The sequence below is a fragment of the Microbulbifer variabilis genome (assembly GCF_056232115.1).
The window spans coordinates 1,467,257-1,486,123 of sequence record NZ_CP174325.1 but is presented as its reverse complement, the minus strand read 5'-3'; the positions used below and the strand labels follow the sequence as shown (position 1 = coordinate 1,486,123).

Here is an 18,867-nt window from a genome sequence, read left to right as displayed (position 1 = left end):
AGTAGTACAGTCAAAGGGAATTGACGGCCAAGCCCGAGAGGGCTTGGCTTTTCTTTGTCCACAGCACTGTGGAATCTGAAGGAAATGTCGGGATAATGCCGACCACCATTTTTTAGCACGGTAAATCAATGCAAACCCCCACACTGTTCGCCCTTCTGCTGCTGTTGATACTGGTGGCCTACGGTACCGGCTTTAGCCGTGCACTGAGCGCTGCACGCAGCTTAGGTGGCTTACGCAATCTGGCTTCCCTGCCTAGTTATTACGGAATATTTGCCGCGCTTTGGTGTGGCTTGCCGGCTTTGATATTACTAGGAGCCTGGCTGATTTTTGACGATGCCATTATTCGGGCTATGGTGCTGAACAGTGTCGCCGACAAACCCGAGACAATTTCAGGACAGAATCTGCTCTACGCCCAAATTCAAAATCTGGCTGCGGGTCATATGTTGGGGGAAGCCACTCCACGTTTGCAAGAAGCGGCGGATCACCTCAGCCAATTGCGTAGCAGCTCCAATAATATGCAAGCCTTTATGAGCTTGATATTGGCCGTGGGTCTTGGGGCCTTTGCTCTTTTACGTTTCTCTCCACAATTACGCGCCAGAGAAAAAGTTGAGAAGGTCTTGCGGGCTATATTGATTGCCTGTGCCTGCGCGGCCATTTTTACCACCGTGGGTATTCTATTCTCGGTGCTATTTGAATCCCTGCGCTTCTTCCAGTCGGTTCCGGTCACCGAGTTTCTGTTCGGTTTGCACTGGAGCCCGCAGATGGCCCTGCGTGCCGACCAGGTTGGTTCCAGTGGTGCCTTCGGTGCTGTGCCCCTGTTTACCGGCACCTTAATGGTTTCTGCCATCGCCATGTTTGTCGCTGTACCGATTGGTTTGATGGCGGCAATTTACCTGGCGGAATATGCCAGTAAACGTGTCCGTGCAGTGGCCAAACCTATTTTGGAGATTCTCGCCGGTGTACCTACAGTGGTATACGGCTTCTTTGCCGCCCTGACTGTTGCGCCCTTTATTCGTGACCTGGCTACCTCGGTCGGCCTGGAGGCCTCCAGTGAAAGTGCCTTGGCTGCTGGTCTGGTGATGGGCATTATGATTATCCCGTTTGTCTCCTCACTGTCGGACGACGTGATCAATGCGGTGCCGCAATCATTGCGCGATGGTGCCCTGGGCTTGGGCTCCACCCACTCTGAAACAGTGCGCAAAGTGGTCATCCCGGCGGCTTTGCCGGGAATTGTCGGCGGTGTTCTGCTGGCGGTGTCACGGGCAATTGGTGAGACCATGATCGTGGTGATGGCGGCGGGACTCGCAGCTAACTTAACCGCCAACCCGCTGGAGTCTGTGACCACTGTTACCGTTCAGATTGTGACCCTGCTGGTTGGTGACCAGGAGTTTGACAGCCCCAAAACCCTGGCGGCCTTTGCCCTGGGCTTAATGCTGTTTGTTACCACATTGGTGCTGAACTTTATCGCCCTGCACGTAGTGAAAAAATATCGGGAGCAGTATGACTAATCTGACTCAGGCGCAGGTTCGCGAGCGTATTGAGAAGCGCCTCGCCAGCCGCCATCGCAAGGAAAAGCTCTTTCGCGGATTGGGCATTGCCAGTATCGCCTTCGGGGTACTCGCAGTTGTAATTCTGTTCAGCGATATTATCAGCAAGGGTAGCGGTGCTTTTATGCAGACCGCTATCCAGCTGGAAATACACTACGACGCACAGGTACTTGACATCGACAAAGTCGATGATGAGAGCCTGGCCTGGGCCAACTTCTCCGGTGTGATTCGCCAAGCATTGCGCGAGCGCTTTCCCTCGGTGACCAGCCGTGGCGAAAAGCGCGAGCTATATACCCTGGTTTCTTCTGGCGCGCCTTTCACTCTGCGTGACCGCCTGGCTGATGACCCTGAGCTGCTTGGCAAGAGCGAGAAGGTTTGGTTCGCCGCTGATGACGATGTGGACACCTTTGTTAAGAGCCTCAAGGATTCCAAGGAGGGTTTTCGTGGTCGCACCTCTGAGCAGAAAGCCGGCTGGATTGAGCAACTGTTGGATAGTGGTGAGCTGAAAAAACGTTTCAATACCACCTTCTTTACCAATGGGGATTCCCGTGAGCCAGAGCAGGCTGGTATTCGGGCAGCGCTGATGGGGTCGCTATTTACTCTGCTGGTGACACTGGCGTTGTCCTTCCCTATCGGCGTAGCCGCCGCCATTTACCTGGAAGAATATGCACCGAAGAACCGCTGGACCGACCTAATTGAAGTGAATATTAATAACCTTGCTGCGGTACCTTCTATCGTATTTGGTTTGTTGGGGCTGGCGATTTTTATCAATTTCTTCGAGCTGCCTCGCTCGGCGCCGTTAGTCGGCGGTTTGGTGCTGACCCTGATGACACTGCCGACGATTATTATTTCCAGCCGTGCGGCATTAAAAGCGGTACCGCCTTCTATTCGTGAAGCGGCTATGGGGATGGGTGCCTCGCGTATGCAGGTGGTTTTCCACCATGTGTTGCCACTGGCAATGCCGGGTATGCTTACCGGTGCGATTATCGGCATGGCCCAGGCTCTGGGTGAAACAGCACCTCTGTTGATGATTGGTATGGTCGCCTTTATTGTCGATGTGCCCGCCGGGGTGACGGATCCAGCCACTGTGCTACCGGTACAGATCTTCCTGTGGGCCGACAGCCCTGAGCGCGCTTTTGTCGAGCGCACTTCGGCAGCAATTATGGTGCTGCTGAGCGTATTGATTGTAATGAATGCCAGCGCGGTATTACTGCGCAAGAAACTTGAGCGCCGCTGGTAACACAGCGCGGATTAACAGAAAGCGGGATTATTTATGAGTACCATGACCCTGGATGCCGCGGGGCGCACAGAGGCGGCGCAATCCGAACTGACTGGCGGGCAAATTGCAGCGAGCGCCGAAGTCCGGAAAACCGTGGGCAAGCCGTTCTGTGATACCGCCAAGTTGCGCATGCGCAATGTGAATGTATTTTACGGCGAGGCCCAGGCTATCCACTCCGTCAGCCTGGATATAGGCCGCAATCAAGTGGTGGCCATGATCGGCCCCTCCGGTTGTGGTAAGTCCACTTTCCTGCGCTGCCTCAACCGTATGAACGACACTATTGAAGGTTGTCGTGTTGAGGGAGAGTTGAGTCTGGATGGCGATCCTATTTACGGTCCCAAGGTGGATGTTGTGCCCTTGCGTGCTCGGGTGGGCATGGTATTCCAGAAGCCAAACCCTTTTCCAAAGTCCATCTATGAGAACGTGGCCTATGGTCCCAAGATCCATGGGATCGCCAGCCGCCGCGCCGATCTGGATGAAATTGTTGAGAGCAGCTTGCGCCGCGCCGGGCTATGGAATGAGGTAAAGGATCGCCTGGATAAGCCGGGTACCGGACTCTCCGGTGGCCAGCAGCAGCGCTTGTGTATTGCCCGGGCTATTGCGGTTAGCCCCGAAGTTATTCTGATGGATGAGCCCTGTTCGGCCCTGGACCCCATCGCCACCGCACGTATCGAAGAGCTGATTGATGAGCTGCGCGAGAACTACACTATCGCCATCGTTACACACTCAATGCAGCAGGCCGCTCGCGTCAGTCAGCGTACGGCCTACTTCCATCTGGGTCGACTTGTCGAAGTTAACGATACCGAAACCGTGTTCACCAACCCTGAGCACGAATTAACCGAAGCCTATATCACCGGCCGCTTCGGCTGAGTTGGCCACGCCCCGAGGGAACACTATGGAAATGCACTTCGATCAGCATATCTCCCGTCAGTTCAACGAGGACCTGGAAGGTATTAAGACCGAGATGTTGGAGATGGGCGGCATGGTTGCCCGTCAGGTCGCCGATGCTGTAGATGCCTTGTCCAATGCTGATAGTCAGCTGGCTGAGGAGGTTTTGCGTGTCGAAGAGGAGATCGACAAGAGCGAGATGGCACTCGACGAGCACGCGACTTTAATTATTGCTAAACGCCAGCCCGCCGCCTCGGATTTACGGATGGTGATGTCGGTAACTCGCATAGCTCGTGATCTGGAGCGCATCGGCGATGAGGCCTGCAAGGTTGCAAAAATGGCCATTGCCCTCACCGATGAAGGCACCTCACCCCGTGGTTATACTGAAATACGCCATATCGCCAATGCCGTGCGCAAGATGCTCAACGATGCCCTGGATGCCTACACCCGTTTTGATGTTGAGTCAGCCCTGCGCACGCTGGCGGAAGATGAGCAGGTGGATATGGATTACCGCACCGCGGTTCGCGAGTTAGTCACTTATATGATGGAAGACCCGCGTAGTATTTCGCGAGTGATCAACGTGCTTTGGGCGCTGCGTTCACTGGAGCGTATTGGCGACCATGCGAAGAATATTTGTGAGCAGGTAGTTTATTTGGTGGAAGGTGCGGATATTCGCCACGGCCATGAAAAAAATTTGCGGAAGTCTTGAACTTCCAGTCCGCTATAAAGGTCGCATTAAGCGGCCTTTTTTATTGCAGGTTTTTCCAGCTCGGGCGTCCTGAGAGGAAGCGATGAAATATATTTTCGAAGTTCATATCAAAGAGGGATTCAGTGCTGAGGAATATGCTGAAGCCTGGGTACGAGCGTCCAGGTTAATTCAGCAATATCCCGGCGCGATGGGGACGGAACTTCACCGGAAAATTGATGATCCAAGAAAATTGCTTGCTGTTGCCACTTGGCATTGTAAGGAAGATAGGGATGCAATGCAGACGCAGCATTCTGTGGAGATCGATAAAATTATTCGCAGTGTTGCTCCCTTCGTCGAAATTCGTTCACTGGGTGAATTTGAAGACCCGCAATGGGTTGTTAATTTTGGCTTGGATTAATATTAGTGAATTCAAACTGAATGTAAGCTGAATAAAACCGGTGAAGCTGATAAGAATTAAAAAAATATAAAATTTTTTGAGATTTTTTTCTGGTTAATTATTACGCTGCATTACAAGTATTTTTATCTTTTTGATCCAGTCAATTCAACCACCTGTTTTGTTCAGCTTGCCGCGAAAAAATAGTTAACTGACTTTTTGTAATTTACTGTTGTTGCGAACTAAAAAACTTTTGTTACAATCCGCTGCCCAATTTGGATCCCAACGTTAACGAAGGATTTTGATATGAGATTCAAGCTTGCTGCTCTTCCCCTGATGCTTCTCGCGGCTACAGCTGGTGCTGAGGAATACAATTCTATTACGAAGCTCCATTACGCTCATACAGACTATGATTATGATTTTTTAGATTGGGATTCAGATCAATTCATGGCTAATACGACCTATTTCTTTGGTCAGAAGGAAACCCTGGGGCCGCTGAAAGAGTTTGAGTATATCAATAAGGTCAGTAATATTTATGGGGGTTACAATCACTACAATAGAGGTAGCTTTGACCGAGACACTTTCTCAGCAGGTGGTGAATACTTTGCATCGAATGGCCTTGTATTTGGCGCGGGTATTGTAGATCTATGGGAAGGAAATGTAGACTATCAATCTATTGGCTACTTGTTTACTCCTGATTTTTTGGTAACTCTGAATCATTTCGATAATGATAGCGACAATGAGTTTTCCCTGGATATGCGCTACAACTACCAGTTAAGTGGCAATAATTATATTGGTTTTAATCTGAGCATAGATGAGGAGCTGGACAGTGGTACACTGTCTTCCAAGTACTTCATGCACCTGGGTGGTGAACAGTACCTGACTGCAGAATTGCGGTACACCAAGTACGACTATGGCGATGACATCTGGGCTCCAGAGGGTGACGATTTCTGGTCTCTGGGCACAGAATACTTCTTTACTCAGCGCACCTCAGTTGCATTTACTTTTGACGAAGCTGATCGTTACAGCCTGGGAATGAATCACTACCTCAACCGTAATGTCGCTGTTGAGGTAGGTTATGCCTCCGATACTGAGAGTGATAATATTGACTACGATATTTATCAAGTTGGACTGACGGTACAGCTGTAAACTGGAGTCAAAAAAGGGGCTATCAGTGATAGCCCTTTTTATTTGTTGTTTTGTTCCTAGTTTTAACCTTTTCCTGTCAGCGCCAGTATTTTTGCCTGCGTCTTAGTGCCAATTTCTCCTCCTTTGATAATGCTTAAATGCATCCCGTGCCTAGCCTTGCCCTGCTTCTCATAGACTTCACCCAGATAGTAATGTACATAGGCGGTATCCAGGTAGCGAAGGTAGCGGCTTAAGTCTCGCTCGGCGGATGTGTAGTCCTTGAGCTGTGTACTCGCCATTCCGCGTTTAAGCCAGTGAGAAAATAGGGCCGGGTTTTTCTGCACTGCAGGGTCGTAGGCTTTATGGGCGTTCGAGTATTGTTTTTTCTGCGCCAACAGGTCGCCTTCCTGGGCGAAGAAAGCAGCCTCCTTGGGTTGTTACTTTTGTGCCTTGCGAACCAAAGTTAGCCTGCTGTCATACTGCTTTTTGCTCGCCGCCTTCATCGCATCATCATAATTTCTGTAGGCATCGGCATCGCGCTTTAACTGGGCTATAGCCTTTTGATAGGCATCTCGATTGGTGACGCCCTTGGGTAGTGATTTACTGTGTTCAATATTGGCACTGACACGGGATTGCGAAGGGGGATGGCTGGCGAAGAGTGCTTCAAGACCATTGGTTTGGCGGCTGTTGGAGAGCTCGACAAACTTACGCTGCAGGCGAACCACCCCCTGGGGATCATAGCCGGCAGCGGCCATATATTTCATCCCATATTCATCGGACTGTAATTCATTGCCGCGACCGTAGCGCGCGATATAGGCTGAGCCTCTTACCTATGTGATGGAAGACCCGCGCAGTATTTCGCGAGCAGGTAGTTTATTTGGTGGAAGGTGCGGATATTCGCCACGGCCATGAAAAAAATTTGCGGAAGACTTGAACTTCCAGTCCGCTATAAAGGTCGCATTAAGCGGCCTTTTTTTATTGCAGGTTTTTCCAGCTCGGGCGTCCTGAGAGGAAGTGATGAAATATATTTTCGAAGTTCAGATCAAAGAGGGGTTCAGTGCTGAGGAATATGCTGAGGCCTGGGTACGGGCGTCCAGGATAATTCAGCAATATCCCGGCGCTATGGGAACGGAACTTCACCGCAAGATTGATGATCCAAGAAAATTGCTTGCTGTTGCCACTTGGCGTTGTAAGGAAGACAGGGATGCAATGCAGGCACAGCATTCAGTGGAGATCGAAAAAATCATTCGTAGTGTTGCCCCCTTCGTCGAAATTCGTTCATTGGGTGAATTTGAAGATCCGCAATGGGTTGTTAATTTTAGCCTGGATTAATATTAGTGAATCCAAACTGAATGTAAGCTGAATAAAGCAAGTGTGGCTGATAAGAATTAAAAAAATATAAAATTATATTGTTTTTTGTGATTTGTTTTTCCAATTAGTTATTACGCTGCATTACAAGTATTTTTATCTTTTTGTTCCAGTCAATTCAACCACCTGTTTTATTCAGCTTGTCGCAAAAAAATAGTTAACTGACTTTTTGTAATTTGCTGTTGTTGCGAACTAAAAAACTTTTGTTACAATCCGCTGCCCAATTTGGATCCCAACGTTAACGAAGGATTTTGATATGAGATTCAAGCTCGCAGCTCTTCCCCTGATGCTTCTCGCGGCTACTGCTGGTGCTGAGGAATACAATTCATTCACCAAAGCTAGTTACGCTGATACAGAGTTTGGTTCTGCAGATGCAGACCATTTTGATTTTGAGACAATTTACTATTTTGGGGGTAAAGAAACCCTCGGCCCACTAAAAGAATTTGAATATATTAATAAAGTCAGTAATTTTTCCGCAGGATTTTCTCATTACAATATCAGAAGTTTTGACTCCGATACTTTCTCAGTAGGTGGTGAGTACTTTACGTCTGGCGGCTTTGTTGTTGGTGCAGGAATTATTGACCTTTGGGAAAATAATGTAGATTATCAATCTATTGGATATCTATTTTCCCCTGATTTTTTGCTGACTTTGAATCATGTTGATGATGATAGCGACAATGAGTTTTCAGTAGATGCTCGCTACAATCATCAGTTAAACTCTACTGATTACATCGGTTTTAATCTATTTGTTGATGAAGAGTTTGATACTCGCTCACTGTCTTCCAAGTACTTTACTCACTTGGGTGGTGAACAATACCTGACCGCAGAGTTGACTTATACGAACTTTGATGAGGCTGATGATTACTGGGCTCTGGGCACAGAGTACTTCTTTACTCAGCGCACTTCTATCGGCTTCTCTTTCGATGAGTATGATACATACAAGTTGGGGGTGAACCACTTCTTCAACCGCAACTTTGCTGTTGAAGCGGCTTATGTTACCAACACTGATAGTGATTTAGATTACGATACATACCAATTAGGGCTGACTGTGCAGCTATAATTTGGACTCATAAAAGGGCTATCTAAGATAGCCCTTTTATTTCTGGATTTATATTATTCTATCTATCCGCACTAACCCTTCTAGATTTTCGATCAACTGATAATATTTAAAATCCCTCTAAATGCTACCTTACTATCAACATGCATTATCCAGGTTAATATGAAGGTCTGCTACAAATTGCAATAAGAGTTTCGAGTAATTTATTAGTTGTATTAAGACTCCAAATCCATAGATTTTTTGTATTCGATATTAATTTGTTGATAACAGTCTTAAGTTTTAAGCTATTAAAATGAAGCTTGAATATTTCGTTATACTTGCTCAGTAATCTTATTGGTTTGCAGTATTTATCTATACCTTGAAAAGGTAATTGAATATTTTCCCAGCTAGGGTTGCTGCATAATATTTATTTGCTATCGATGGGAACTTATTTGAATTCTAAGTGTAATTCAGCTCTTTTTGGCGCTCAAGAAAATTGATTTTATTTGATTATTGGATTTTTTACTTTAATTTGAATTTTTTCCTGGAGGAGGAGTCCTATTTGGCGCCATATATTTGAAAATAGCTAATAAGAAGGAGATTTAAATGAAACTTAGGGTTTCGGCTTTTTTACTGGTATTTTTCTCGGCTGTTGCTTCAGCTGAAGAGTACAAATCAATTACTACTGCAGGCTATTCTAATCTAGATTTTGACAGTGGAAGTGGCGATGATTTTTCTGTGGAAACAACCTATTATTTTTCTGGGAAGGATACTCTTGGCCCGCTAAAAGAATTTGAATTTATCAATAAATCTAGCAATATATCAGCGGCATATTACCATCGAAATATTGGAGATTGGAACAATGATAACTTTGCTTTCGCTGGTGAGTATTTTGCTGAAAATGGTTTTTTAGTTAGCGCTAACTTAACAGATTTTACGGAAAATAGTTTCAATACTATAGCTTTGGGATACTTGTTTACTCCAGATTTTCTGATGAAGTTATATAATACTGAAGGCGACACTTATGTTGAGGCGCGCTACAATTATCAGCTAAATAGTACTGATTATATTGGGTTTGGGTTCGTTGCTGATGAACTTTTTGATTGGCAGCTGTTTTCTTCTAAATATTTTGTAGGTTTAGGTGATAATAAATATTTAGCTGCAGATTTTAGCTACCTCAATATAGATGGTGGAGATAATTATTGGAAAGTGGGCACAGATTACTACTTTACACAGAATACTTCATTTGGAATTGATTACGATAGAAATAATGATTACAAGTTAGGGTTTTCTCACTTTTTTAATCGTAATATAGCTGTGGACGCTTCTTATAGCACTATTTTAGAGAATGTTTTCAAGCATTCCAGTTTTGGAAATGATATCTATGCAAAGGCCTTGAATCCAGATGTGGATGTAAAGAAATTTGAACTAGGTGTGACTGTACAATTCTGAGTGAAAGAAAGTAAAAAGGGCTATATGAGATAGCCCTTTTTATAGATTTTATAGTGCCGGATATTTTAAATTACAATTAAACTATCCTCTATTTGTCAGCCCCTGCATTCTTGCCTGAGCTTTCGATGCAATTTCTCCTCCTGCTTGAGACGCAGTCTGGTAATGCTGAAAAGCAGTTTGTACATTGCCTTGCTTCTCATAGACTTCACCCAGATAGTAATGTGCGTAAGCCGTATCCAGGTAGCGAAGAGAGCGGTTTAGGTCTCTTTCAGCCGATGTATAGTCCTTAAGTTGTGCACTGACCATTCCACGTTTCAGCCAATGGGAAAATAGGGCTGGGTTTTTTTGTACAGCACGATCATAAGCTTTGTGGGCGCTGGCGTACTGTTTTTTTTGCGCAAGCAGGTCACCTTCCAGTGCGAAGAAAGCTGCTTCCTTGGGCTGTTGTTTTTGCGCTTTACGCACGAGGTTTAGGGCATTGTCATATTGCTTGTTACCTGCTGCCTTCAATGCCTCATCATAATTTTTGTAGGCATCGGCATCGCGTTTAAGCTGGCTAATCGCTTTTTGGTAGGCACCACGGTTGCTAATGCCCCCTTTTGCCAGTGCTTTACTGTGCTCAATATTTGCGTTAACACGGGATTGTGATGGGGGATGGCTGGCAAATAGTGCTTCCAGTCCGTTGGTCTGGCGCCCCTTGGAGAGCTCAACAAATTTACGCTGCAGGCGAACTGCTCCTTGGGGGTCATAGCCGGCAGCAGCCATATATTTCATGCCGTATTCATCAGACTCCAGCTCATTGCCGCGACCATAGCGTGCGATATAGGCTGAGCCACCAAGCTGGCTGCCGGTAGAGATGAGGTCTGCATAGGCGGTGTCTTTTGCCGCTGCGCCCAGGACAGCAAGCCCTGCGCCCAGCACCTGTTGCTGGGACATGGCTGTAGCTGAATGCCGCGCAGCGGCGTGAACAATTTCGTGCCCTAACACAGCGGCCAACTCAGCTTCATCGTCCAGCAGCACCAGCAAGCCACGGTTAACGGCGATTTTACCGCCGGGTAGGGCCCAGGCATTGGGCACGGAATTGTTGAGCACGACGAACTCATAGGGCAGTTGGGGCTGGTCCGAAACTCTAGCCAGTTTTTGTCCCACCCTGTTCACATAATCCTGCAAGCTGGGGTCTATGGTGTATTGCCCACCTTGTTGCTGCTGGTTTTTAGGGTACTGTTGCTGCCCCAGGCTCAGTTCCTGCTGGGTTGAGATCAGGGAGAATTGTTGTTCTCCGGTTACGGGGTTGACAACGCAACCACTGAGAATTGAGGTTGTTACAAATGCCGCAGTCGCGAAGAAAGTCTGGTTGCGCGAGATCATTGCCTGCCTCCCTGTATAATGCTGAGTATTTAGCGATCACCCATTGTACACAGTCCGGGAAGAGAGGTTATGACAGCACTACAGGTAATCGAGTTGTTTGCGGGCACGAACCCTGATGGCGAGCCGGTGGTAGAACGCCTGCAGGTGCGTATTAATGAAGACAGTAGCTGTCAGCTGGTACGTTCCCCCGCTTTTATAAAGGGCATCGCCAGCGGCGATAGTATCAAGGTAGATAAAGATACCCAGCAGTTTGAGCTGGTAAAACGCTCTGGTAATTTGTCAATCCGAGTATTTTGTCGCGGTGATAGCGCAGAGCTTTCGGATAAATTAACCCCCCAATTGGAAAAACTTGGAGGCGAATTGGATCTGGAAGTTCCGCGTATGCTGGTATACAGCATTCATGTCAGCTGCGGGTTCGAAAAAATTGAAAAGATCCTGAATAGTGTCTGCGATGGGGCCAACAGTGTCTGGTATTACGGCAACGTGTATGATCCCAAGGATGGCCAGACCCCCTTGAATTGGTGGCAGGATATTCTAAAGCCAGAATAGTCACGGCCGGGGTAAATCAAGGGTAGTAGCAATATTTACTGCCGCATTATGCTAAGAGAGCCGGGCAAAATTTCAGGTATGCCCTAGATTCGCAATTGGTTTGGAACGTCGCTAACAGCGATGGTTAGGCAGAGGAAAGTAAGGTATCCGATGTTAATAGTGATTTCTCCCGCGAAAACGCTGGATTATGAGAGTGAAATTCCCGAATTGGAAACCACCCAGCCGGAGTTTCTCAAGGAGTCTGCAGCATTGATCAAAGAGCTGCGTAAACTCAGCCCGCAGCAGATTTCCAGCCTGATGAAAATTTCCGATAAGCTGGGCATCCTGAATTACGATCGGTTCCAATCCTGGAAGCGGCCTTTTACTGCTACGAATGCACGAGCGGCGCTGCTCGCTTTTAAAGGCGATGTTTATACCGGTCTTGATGCAGAGTCTATGGGCAAGCGCGATTTCAGCTATGCGCAAAAACATCTGCGTATGTTGTCGGGGCTCTACGGTATCCTGCGCCCACTGGACTTGATGCAGCCTTACCGTTTGGAGATGGGCACCAAGTTTGAGAATTCCCGTGGTAAGAACCTGTATGAATTTTGGGGAGAGAAAACCACCGGGGCTCTCAATGAGCAGTTGCATAGCCTCAAGAGCCGTGAGTTAGTTAACTTGGCCTCAAACGAGTACTTCAAGTCGATCAGGCCCAGGGCACTCGATGCCGAAGTGATTACCCCACACTTCAAGGACCTGAAAAATGGCCAGTACAAAATGATCAGTTTCTTCGCTAAGAAGGCGCGGGGCATGATGAGTCGTTGGGCTATCGACCAGCGGGTAAAAAAGGCAGAAGAGCTGAAGGGCTTTGATGTCGGGGGGTATGAATACAGCCCTGAAATGTCCAGTGAACACGATTGGGTATTTACCCGGGACGAAGCGCAATGAGCGAGCAGGCCCTACCGGATGCTCCCTCCTGCGCGCGTAACCGTGATCCCATCCTTAAACAATTACGACGCCTGCTGGCTGATAGCCGGCAAGTGCTGGAAGTTGGAAGTGGTACCGGGCAGCATGCGGTCTACTTTGCTCCTCAGTTGCCCCAATTAACCTGGCAGACTTCTGAACGTGCGGAGATGTTACCGGGAGTTTGCGCCTGGTTGGAGAAGCAGCCCGCGCAAAACCTGCTAAAGCCTCTTGCCCTGGATGTCGATAGCGACTGGCCAGAGCTCAGTGCAGACGTGGTCTTTACCGCCAATACCCTGCATATCATGTCGAGAGAATCGGTAGAGCGCTTTTTCCACAAGCTCCCCTCGGTCTTGGAGTCCGGTGGTCAGCTGGTTGTCTACGGTCCTGTGAAAATTGATGGGGCTTTTATCGGGCCAAGCAATGCCGATTTTGATCTCTGGCTCAAGGAGCGCAACCCAGCCAGTGGTATCCGTGACCTGGAATGGTTGGATCAGCTCGCTGCAGATGCGGATATGCGGCGCGAAGAGCTAAGTTTCCTGCCAGCCAATAATCAACTGGTTGTCTGGCGTAAAAACGATAATAAGGAGTAAGTATGCCTGCGTGGTTTGAAGTAACGGTAATTGTGGCCTTTGCAATTGGCGCTGTGTATTTTTTTGCCAAGTATCGTGAGACTGCTGCTGCCTTGCACGAAAGTGAGCGTATGAAGACGCGCCTTTCTAATGACCTGAACCGCTATAAGGATGTGCCTCGCCTGCGCGCCTTGCGCGATGCTTTACTGGGTTCCCGGCCCCTGCCTACGGACGATGAGGGCAATGAGCACCTGTTGCTGCGTGATGGGGATTTGCAATTGCACCACCTGATCCTGAGCAGGGAGAGTACACCGGTTAATGATGAGGACGAGAGCACCTATACAAAAAATGGTGAAAAGGTAAGGCTGGAGGAGTTTGATTAACCCCGGCTTTATCTGGGTAAGGAGTGGGGCGGTGTTTAAGCGCCCACTGTCACCTCAGGACCTTGCTCTACTTTGCTAACCACTTTTTTGACAGGGAAGTGCAAAGTGAAAGTGCTGCCTTGTGTGGGAGTACTTTCAACACTCATTTCACCGCCGTGGCGTATCAGAACGTGCTTCACGATAGCCAGTCCCAGGCCTGTGCCGCCGCTGTCTCGCGAGCGACCGGGGTCGACCCGATAAAAGCGTTCAGTAAGGCGCGGGATATGTAAAGGGTCAATACCTATGCCTCGATCCTCCACACTGAAGTGACCGCCCCAGTTGTCCTGCCACCAGCGAAGCTTGATGGCCCCTTCATCAGGGCTGTACTTCACCGCATTCAGCACCAAGTTGGCAAAGGCGCTGTGTAGCTCGCTAGCATCACCGCGAATGCAGCTGGGGATTTCGTTTTCCACCTCTATCTGGTGGCGACCACCACTAAAGCTGCGTGCTTCCCGCGCTACTCGCTCCATCAGTTCCTGCACATCTATCAGCATGTCGCCGCCAGTGCGCTCAGAGGTCTCCAGGCGTGCCAGAAGCAACAGGTCGTTGACCAGTGTGGTCATGCGTGCGGCCTGCTCCTCCATCTGTGCCAGTGGACGCTGCCACGCGGGTGGTGCCATATCACTGCCTTGCAAGGTTTCCAGGTAGCCGGCAATGACTGTCAGTGGGGTGCGTAGTTCGTGGGAGACATTGGCAACAAAATCGCGGCGCATCTGCTCCAGGTTGTGCAAGCGGGTGATATCGCGAACGATAACCAGTGCCTCATCTTTTCCATAGCGGGTAACCTCCAGCTGCAGGTGCAGTGCTTCATTGCCTGGGGCGGGAAGGGTCAGAGGCTCGCGCGAGTCGGTATCCTCGCTGTGCATGTAGCTGACAAAGTTGGGGTCACGGACAAAATTGACCAGGGATTGTCCGCTGTCACTGGCCTGCAGGCCGAGTAGCTCACCGGCAGCGGGGTTCCACCAAGCCAAATGGTCACCATTCTCGAGAGCAACTATGCCCTCACGCAGAGCGCTGGTACTGTCCTGTACCCGCCGCAACATAGCGTGCAGCTTTTGTTTCTCACGGCGATGACGGCGTTGCATACGATAGAAGTCATCGTAGATTTCGCCCCAGATACCGAAAGAGGTGGGAGCGGGTCCGCGCCGGCCATTGGCCAGCCAGCGGTTGAAGCGCTGTTGTTGCCACAATACAGATAGAAGGTAGGCGGCCAGGCCCGCAATTAGGGCGAGCGACCAGTTGCCTGAGGTGAAACCGAGAATGGTGCAGCCCAGAGCGATAATTACAAAACGCGAAAACTCGCCAATACTGCGATCCAACATAGCGTTGCCGTGTTACCTGACGGATGCGAAAGGGCTCTGCCTGGCAGCCCTTCACGGTCAATACATCTTGGAAACCCATAGTTCTGAAGTGTGACCATTGGTTCCCGTGGAAGTCAGTGCCGATCTGTGGGGATTGTCACACTTTTTCGACAGTTTGCACAGAAAATCGATAGCCTGTTCCGCGTACTGTCTGGATATATCGGTCATGACCATCCACTGTCAGGGCTTTGCGCAGGCGACGGATATGCACGTCCACAGTGCGCTCTTCCACATATACGTTGCCGCCCCAGACATGGTCCAGCAATTGGGTACGTGTGTAGGCTCGCTCTTGGTGCGATAGGAAAAAGGTCAGCAGGCGAAATTCGGTGGGGCCCATATCTACAGGCTGTCCCTTGATAGTCACCCTGTGACTGAGAGGGTCCAGCACCAGGTTGCCGGCACTCAATGGGTCTTCCGGTGTGGCCGGGCCTGCACGCCGCAACACAGCCTTGAGGCGTGCAACCAGTTCGCGGGGGGAGAAGGGCTTAGTGATATAGTCGTCGGCGCCTGTCTCTAACCCCTTGATTTTATTATCTTCTTCGCCTTTTGCCGTGAGCATGATGATGGGCACTGAAGCGGTCAGTTCATCGCGCTTGAGGCGCCTGGCCAGCTCGACACCGGAGACATCCGGCAGCATCCAGTCGAGCAGGATCAGGTCCGGCTTTTCATCGATAATCAGGGCGTGGGCCTCCTGGGCGTTCTCGGCTTCGAGGCAGCGGTAATCTGCCATCTCCAGCGCTATCCGCAGCATGTCGCGTACTGCGGCCTCGTCATCGACAATCAGAATCGTTTTACTGTGCATTTGCCTGCCATTCCCGCTCAGCTTCCAGGTTTTCCCGGTTATGGCTGGGGATTAAACGAGATTAATATGACAAATATATGACGGCTGCTGTCCGGTTCCCAGTCAGCAGTTAATTAAACAGATAATGCAGAAAAATTCCGGTAAATAACGCCAACCCTACCCAATTGTTGTTGAGAAACGCACGAAAACAGGCTTCTCTCCCCCGTTCGCGAACCAGCCATTGCTGGTAGGCAAACAATGAGGCCACAACGATAAGGGAAACGTAGTAAATGCCCCCGAGGCTAAAGCGTTGGCCGATGAGCAGCAGTGCCATCAATACCAGTAGCTGCAGGGCGGCAGTCATGACTTTGTCCATCTCTCCAAAAAGGATTGCTGTGGATTTAACCCCAATCTTCAGATCGTCATCCCGGTCCACCATGGCGTAGAAAGTGTCGTAACACAGGGTCCACAGCAAGTTGGCAACATAGAGGAGCCAGACTTGTGGTGGGACTTTGCCAGTTACTGCGGCGAAGGCCATGGGAATGCCCATGCTGAAGGCAGCACCCAGTACCACTTGGGGCAGATGGGTGTGACGCTTGGCAAAGGGATAGCAGAAAGCTAGTGCCAGAGCGGGTAAGGAAAGAAGAATAGTCAGTTGGTTGGTTGTCAGTACCAGCGCGAAGGCCAACAGGCTGAGTCCGGCAAAAAGTCCAAGTGCTTCTTTTGGAGTGATACTGCCAGTAGCCAGGGGGCGCCCAGCAGTGCGCTTTACTTTGCCGTCGATCTCACGATCAGCAAAATCGTTTACTGCACAACCGGCTGCGCGCATCAGGATCACTCCAAGTGTGAATACGGAGAACAGGTGCAGTCCCGGCCAGCCATCCGCAGCCAGCCATAGTGCTGCCCAAGTGGGCCATAACAGCAACAGAGAGCCGATGGGTTTATCCATGCGAGCCAGCTGCCAGTAGGGCATGATTGCGGGCCAGCGGGTGGCAATCTGTTGGCTGATCACGGTGGACTCTCCCAGTATCTAGTTAGTGACTGCGGCGGCTAAAGGTGAGGTCTCTGGCTGGAAACTTGAGAGAAATGTCTCTGCTACCAGCAGGGGCTTGTCCCGAAGCCAGAAAGTAGAGCGGCGACCCCAGGCGTTCTTATTCTCATTGCACAGGGTCTCCAGCTGGAAATTCGGATTTCGCTGCAGGCGATTAAATTGAATATCACCACGGCGAATACCTGGCTCGCTGAAAAGTAACTCCCCTAATGGGCGGTCGTCCAGGCTGCGCAAATTGCGGGACTTGCCTTGTAGGCTGCGCATCGGCAATACGCTGCGGGCGTATACCCAGGGCTGGCCGCAGCCATACAGTAAAACCTCCCGCACCAGGGCGCGACTGTGCTCACGCAGTTTTAGTGCGCGACACTCCTCAGCAAGGGGTGTTTGCCAGCCCTGGAAGAGGACCTGTACACGAAAATCCTCGCCGCTCTGCTGCTTCAAAGCCGCCGTCAGCGAGCCCGAATATTCCAGCCAGGGCAACAGTGACTCGGGAGGCTCTGGGAGTGTTGGCTCTAGGGGCTGCCCACGCCAATCGCCGGTGGGTACAAATGGGGATTGGTGCAACGATAACTCCGCAGTCTGGAAAAATGGCATTGTACCTCGCCTGTTGGCGGCTGGCCTCACCCTGTTGCATTTTTGCTCCCTGAGTCGCCAGTGGATATAGTGCCCTCTTTGACGAAAACAACGAATCTATAACGAATCCATAAAGAGAAGCTTGTTATGGGGCTTACGACCAAAATTCTTGTGGGGATGATTGCGGGCATTCTTTTGGGGTGCCTGTTCAATTTCCTGAATATGAGCCAGCTGCTCGGCGAGGGTGTTACCAGCGCCATTAACCTTTACCTGACCGAGGGTCTTTTTGACATCATCGGCCGTATATTTATTGCCTCACTGAAGCTGATGGTGGTGCCGCTGGTGCTGGTTTCCCTGATTAGTGGTGCCTGTGCTTTATCGGAAGGCAGCCGTATTGGCCCATTGGCGGGTAAAACTGTTCTGCTCTATATGCTGACCACAGCCATCGCTATTACTCTGGCCCTTTGTTTGGCACTGATATTCCAGCCTGGGGTCGGTGTGAGTGAAACCGCGGCAGAGGCCACCGCGGCTTATCAGCCAAAGGAATCCCCACCCCTTTCCGAAGTGCTGGTAAATATTTTCCCCACTAACCCAGTAGCCGCAATGGCTGAAGGTAATATGCTGCAGATTATCGTGTTCGCCCTGCTGATGGGCTATGCGATTTCCCGCTGTGGCGAGCCGGGCCAGCGCATCGCTGCTTTCTTTAATGATATGAATGCTGTCGTATTGCGCATGGTGGGTGTGCTGATGGTGTTTGCCCCCTATGGAGTTTTTGCCCTTTTGGCAAAAACTTTTGCTGACTTGGGGTTTGGAGGGCTCTTGCAGTTAGGCAAGTACTTCCTGGTTGTACTAGGTGCCCTGCTGCTACATGCCTTGGGGACTTACTCGCTGCTTTTGAAGATGTTGAGTGGCCTCAATCCGTTGGAGTTACTCAAGAAAATGTGGTCCACCATGGTCTTCGCTTTCAGTACTGCCTCCTCCGCAGCCACTATTCCTGTGACCCTATCTACAGTGGAGAAACGCCTGGGCGTAGATAACAAGGTTGCCGCTTTCACTATTCCCTTGGGTGCCACTATCAATATGGACGGCACTGCGATTATGCAGGGGGTGGCTACGGTCTTTATTGCCCAGTTCTTCGGTGTGGAGATTGGCCTGACCGGTTATCTTACAGTGATTCTTACTGCCACCCTGGCCTCTATTGGCACTGCCGGTGTACCCGGTGTGGGTCTGATTATGCTCGGTATGGTGCTGCAGCAGGTGGGTCTGCCGCTAGAAGGCATTGCTATTGTGATCGGTGTCGATCGTCTGCTGGATATGGTGCGTACTGCGGTGAATATTACCGGTGATGCGGTGGTAAGTAGTGTGGTGGCGAAGAGCGAAGGGGCTCTCGATGAAGAGACTTACTACGATGCCAACTACAAGAGTGTAAGCATCAACGATAATCAAAATACTGTTGGCGCCCACTGAG

At 49.7% G+C, this 18,867-nt stretch carries 21 protein-coding genes; 14 read left to right on the top strand and 7 right to left on the bottom strand.

Translation table 11 applies throughout. The features are described 5' to 3' along the window. Positions 1 to 128 precede the first annotated feature (128 nt). From pstC to ACJJI7_RS06500, 6 genes are all read left to right on the top strand, one after another. Positions 129 to 1,508, top strand: coding sequence for a phosphate ABC transporter permease subunit PstC (gene pstC / locus ACJJI7_RS06525; RefSeq protein ID WP_020413942.1), 1,380 nt, complete (start codon positions 129 to 131; stop codon positions 1,506 to 1,508). Continuing rightward, the gene (gene pstA, locus ACJJI7_RS06520; RefSeq protein ID WP_020413943.1) at positions 1,501 to 2,787 is read left to right on the top strand and encodes a phosphate ABC transporter permease PstA; all 1,287 of its coding nucleotides are present in this window, start codon (positions 1,501 to 1,503) and stop codon (positions 2,785 to 2,787) included. The genes pstC and pstA overlap by 8 nt, the downstream gene beginning before the upstream one ends. Before the next feature lie 33 nt (positions 2,788 to 2,820). Next, positions 2,821 to 3,696 (top strand): phosphate ABC transporter ATP-binding protein PstB, encoded by an 876-nt coding sequence (gene pstB, locus ACJJI7_RS06515; RefSeq protein ID WP_020413944.1) that lies wholly within the window; start codon positions 2,821 to 2,823, stop codon positions 3,694 to 3,696. Between the two features lie 25 nt (positions 3,697 to 3,721). Continuing rightward, the gene (gene phoU, locus ACJJI7_RS06510) at positions 3,722 to 4,423 is read left to right on the top strand and encodes a phosphate signaling complex protein PhoU (RefSeq protein WP_020413945.1); all 702 of its coding nucleotides are present in this window, start codon (positions 3,722 to 3,724) and stop codon (positions 4,421 to 4,423) included. An 82-nt stretch (positions 4,424 to 4,505) separates the two neighbouring features. Continuing rightward, entirely contained in the window at positions 4,506 to 4,820 is a 315-nt protein-coding gene (locus ACJJI7_RS06505) for an antibiotic biosynthesis monooxygenase family protein (protein WP_444902439.1), read from the top strand. A 282-nt stretch (positions 4,821 to 5,102) separates the two neighbouring features. Continuing rightward, the gene (locus tag ACJJI7_RS06500) at positions 5,103 to 5,945 is read left to right on the top strand and encodes a putative porin (RefSeq protein WP_444902440.1); all 843 of its coding nucleotides are present in this window, start codon (positions 5,103 to 5,105) and stop codon (positions 5,943 to 5,945) included. 62 nt (positions 5,946 to 6,007) lie between these two features. Here ACJJI7_RS06500 and ACJJI7_RS06495 read toward each other — a convergent pair whose 3' ends face one another. Together ACJJI7_RS06495 and ACJJI7_RS06490 are read right to left on the bottom strand one after the other, a co-directional pair. Continuing rightward, positions 6,008 to 6,319 (bottom strand): hypothetical protein, encoded by a 312-nt coding sequence (locus ACJJI7_RS06495; protein WP_444902441.1) that lies wholly within the window; start codon positions 6,317 to 6,319, stop codon positions 6,008 to 6,010. Between the two features lie 42 nt (positions 6,320 to 6,361). After that, a complete protein-coding gene (locus tag ACJJI7_RS06490) occupies positions 6,362 to 6,688 on the bottom strand; it encodes a hypothetical protein (RefSeq protein WP_475717117.1) in 327 nt (108 codons plus the stop codon). 253 nt (positions 6,689 to 6,941) lie between these two features. On the opposite strand from ACJJI7_RS06490, the gene ACJJI7_RS06485 reads away from it, so the two are divergent. The 3 genes from ACJJI7_RS06485 (at position 6,942) to ACJJI7_RS06475 (ending at position 9,780) form a co-directional block, all read left to right on the top strand. Continuing rightward, entirely contained in the window at positions 6,942 to 7,256 is a 315-nt protein-coding gene (locus ACJJI7_RS06485; RefSeq protein WP_282952073.1) for an antibiotic biosynthesis monooxygenase family protein, read from the top strand. Positions 7,257 to 7,548: 292 nt separating this feature from the next. Next, on the top strand, positions 7,549 to 8,352 hold the full coding sequence (locus tag ACJJI7_RS06480; protein WP_282952074.1) for a putative porin: 804 nt from the start codon (positions 7,549 to 7,551) through the stop codon (positions 8,350 to 8,352). Between the two features lie 582 nt (positions 8,353 to 8,934). Next, a complete protein-coding gene (locus ACJJI7_RS06475) occupies positions 8,935 to 9,780 on the top strand; it encodes a putative porin (RefSeq protein WP_444902442.1) in 846 nt (281 codons plus the stop codon). Positions 9,781 to 9,861: 81 nt separating this feature from the next. Here the strand turns inward: ACJJI7_RS06475 and ACJJI7_RS06470 are convergent, their stop codons facing one another. Next, the gene (locus tag ACJJI7_RS06470) at positions 9,862 to 11,148 is read right to left on the bottom strand and encodes a M48 family metalloprotease (protein ID WP_020413949.1); all 1,287 of its coding nucleotides are present in this window, start codon (positions 11,146 to 11,148) and stop codon (positions 9,862 to 9,864) included. Positions 11,149 to 11,217: 69 nt separating this feature from the next. Here ACJJI7_RS06470 and ACJJI7_RS06465 point away from each other — a divergent pair, with 69 nt between their 5' ends. From ACJJI7_RS06465 to ACJJI7_RS06450, 4 genes are all read left to right on the top strand, one after another. Next, the gene (locus ACJJI7_RS06465) at positions 11,218 to 11,697 is read left to right on the top strand and encodes a DUF4265 domain-containing protein (protein WP_020413950.1); all 480 of its coding nucleotides are present in this window, start codon (positions 11,218 to 11,220) and stop codon (positions 11,695 to 11,697) included. A 150-nt stretch (positions 11,698 to 11,847) separates the two neighbouring features. Further along, positions 11,848 to 12,624: a peroxide stress protein YaaA gene (gene yaaA / locus ACJJI7_RS06460; protein ID WP_282952076.1), complete on the top strand. Its 777-nt coding sequence runs from the start codon at positions 11,848 to 11,850 to the stop codon at positions 12,622 to 12,624. Beyond that, positions 12,621 to 13,232: a DUF938 domain-containing protein gene (locus tag ACJJI7_RS06455; protein WP_282952077.1), complete on the top strand. Its 612-nt coding sequence runs from the start codon at positions 12,621 to 12,623 to the stop codon at positions 13,230 to 13,232. The genes yaaA and ACJJI7_RS06455 overlap by 4 nt, the downstream gene beginning before the upstream one ends. A 2-nt stretch (positions 13,233 to 13,234) precedes the next feature. Next, complete coding sequence (locus ACJJI7_RS06450; protein ID WP_020413953.1) at positions 13,235 to 13,594, top strand: hypothetical protein; 360 nt, start codon at positions 13,235 to 13,237, stop codon at positions 13,592 to 13,594. A gap of 35 nt (positions 13,595 to 13,629) precedes the next feature. Here ACJJI7_RS06450 and phoR read toward each other — a convergent pair whose 3' ends face one another. The 4 genes from phoR to ACJJI7_RS06430 form a co-directional block, all read right to left on the bottom strand. Then, positions 13,630 to 14,955 carry a phosphate regulon sensor histidine kinase PhoR gene (phoR, locus tag ACJJI7_RS06445; RefSeq protein ID WP_282952078.1) on the bottom strand — a complete coding sequence of 442 codons (1,326 nt, stop codon included), beginning with the start codon at positions 14,953 to 14,955 and terminating at the stop codon, positions 13,630 to 13,632. Between the two features lie 136 nt (positions 14,956 to 15,091). Next, positions 15,092 to 15,796 (bottom strand): phosphate regulon transcriptional regulator PhoB, encoded by a 705-nt coding sequence (gene phoB / locus ACJJI7_RS06440; RefSeq protein ID WP_020413955.1) that lies wholly within the window; start codon positions 15,794 to 15,796, stop codon positions 15,092 to 15,094. Positions 15,797 to 15,905: 109 nt separating this feature from the next. Then, positions 15,906 to 16,748 carry a 4-hydroxybenzoate octaprenyltransferase gene (gene ubiA / locus ACJJI7_RS06435; RefSeq protein WP_444902622.1) on the bottom strand — a complete coding sequence of 281 codons (843 nt, stop codon included), beginning with the start codon at positions 16,746 to 16,748 and terminating at the stop codon, positions 15,906 to 15,908. A gap of 57 nt (positions 16,749 to 16,805) precedes the next feature. Then, positions 16,806 to 17,420, bottom strand: a complete 615-nt coding sequence (locus ACJJI7_RS06430) for a chorismate--pyruvate lyase family protein (protein ID WP_282952079.1) — start codon at positions 17,418 to 17,420, stop codon at positions 16,806 to 16,808. A 126-nt stretch (positions 17,421 to 17,546) separates the two neighbouring features. Between ACJJI7_RS06430 and ACJJI7_RS06425 the strand changes: the two genes are divergently transcribed. Beyond that, positions 17,547 to 18,866 carry a dicarboxylate/amino acid:cation symporter gene (locus ACJJI7_RS06425; RefSeq protein WP_020413958.1) on the top strand — a complete coding sequence of 440 codons (1,320 nt, stop codon included), beginning with the start codon at positions 17,547 to 17,549 and terminating at the stop codon, positions 18,864 to 18,866. Position 18,867: the final 1 nt, after the last annotated feature.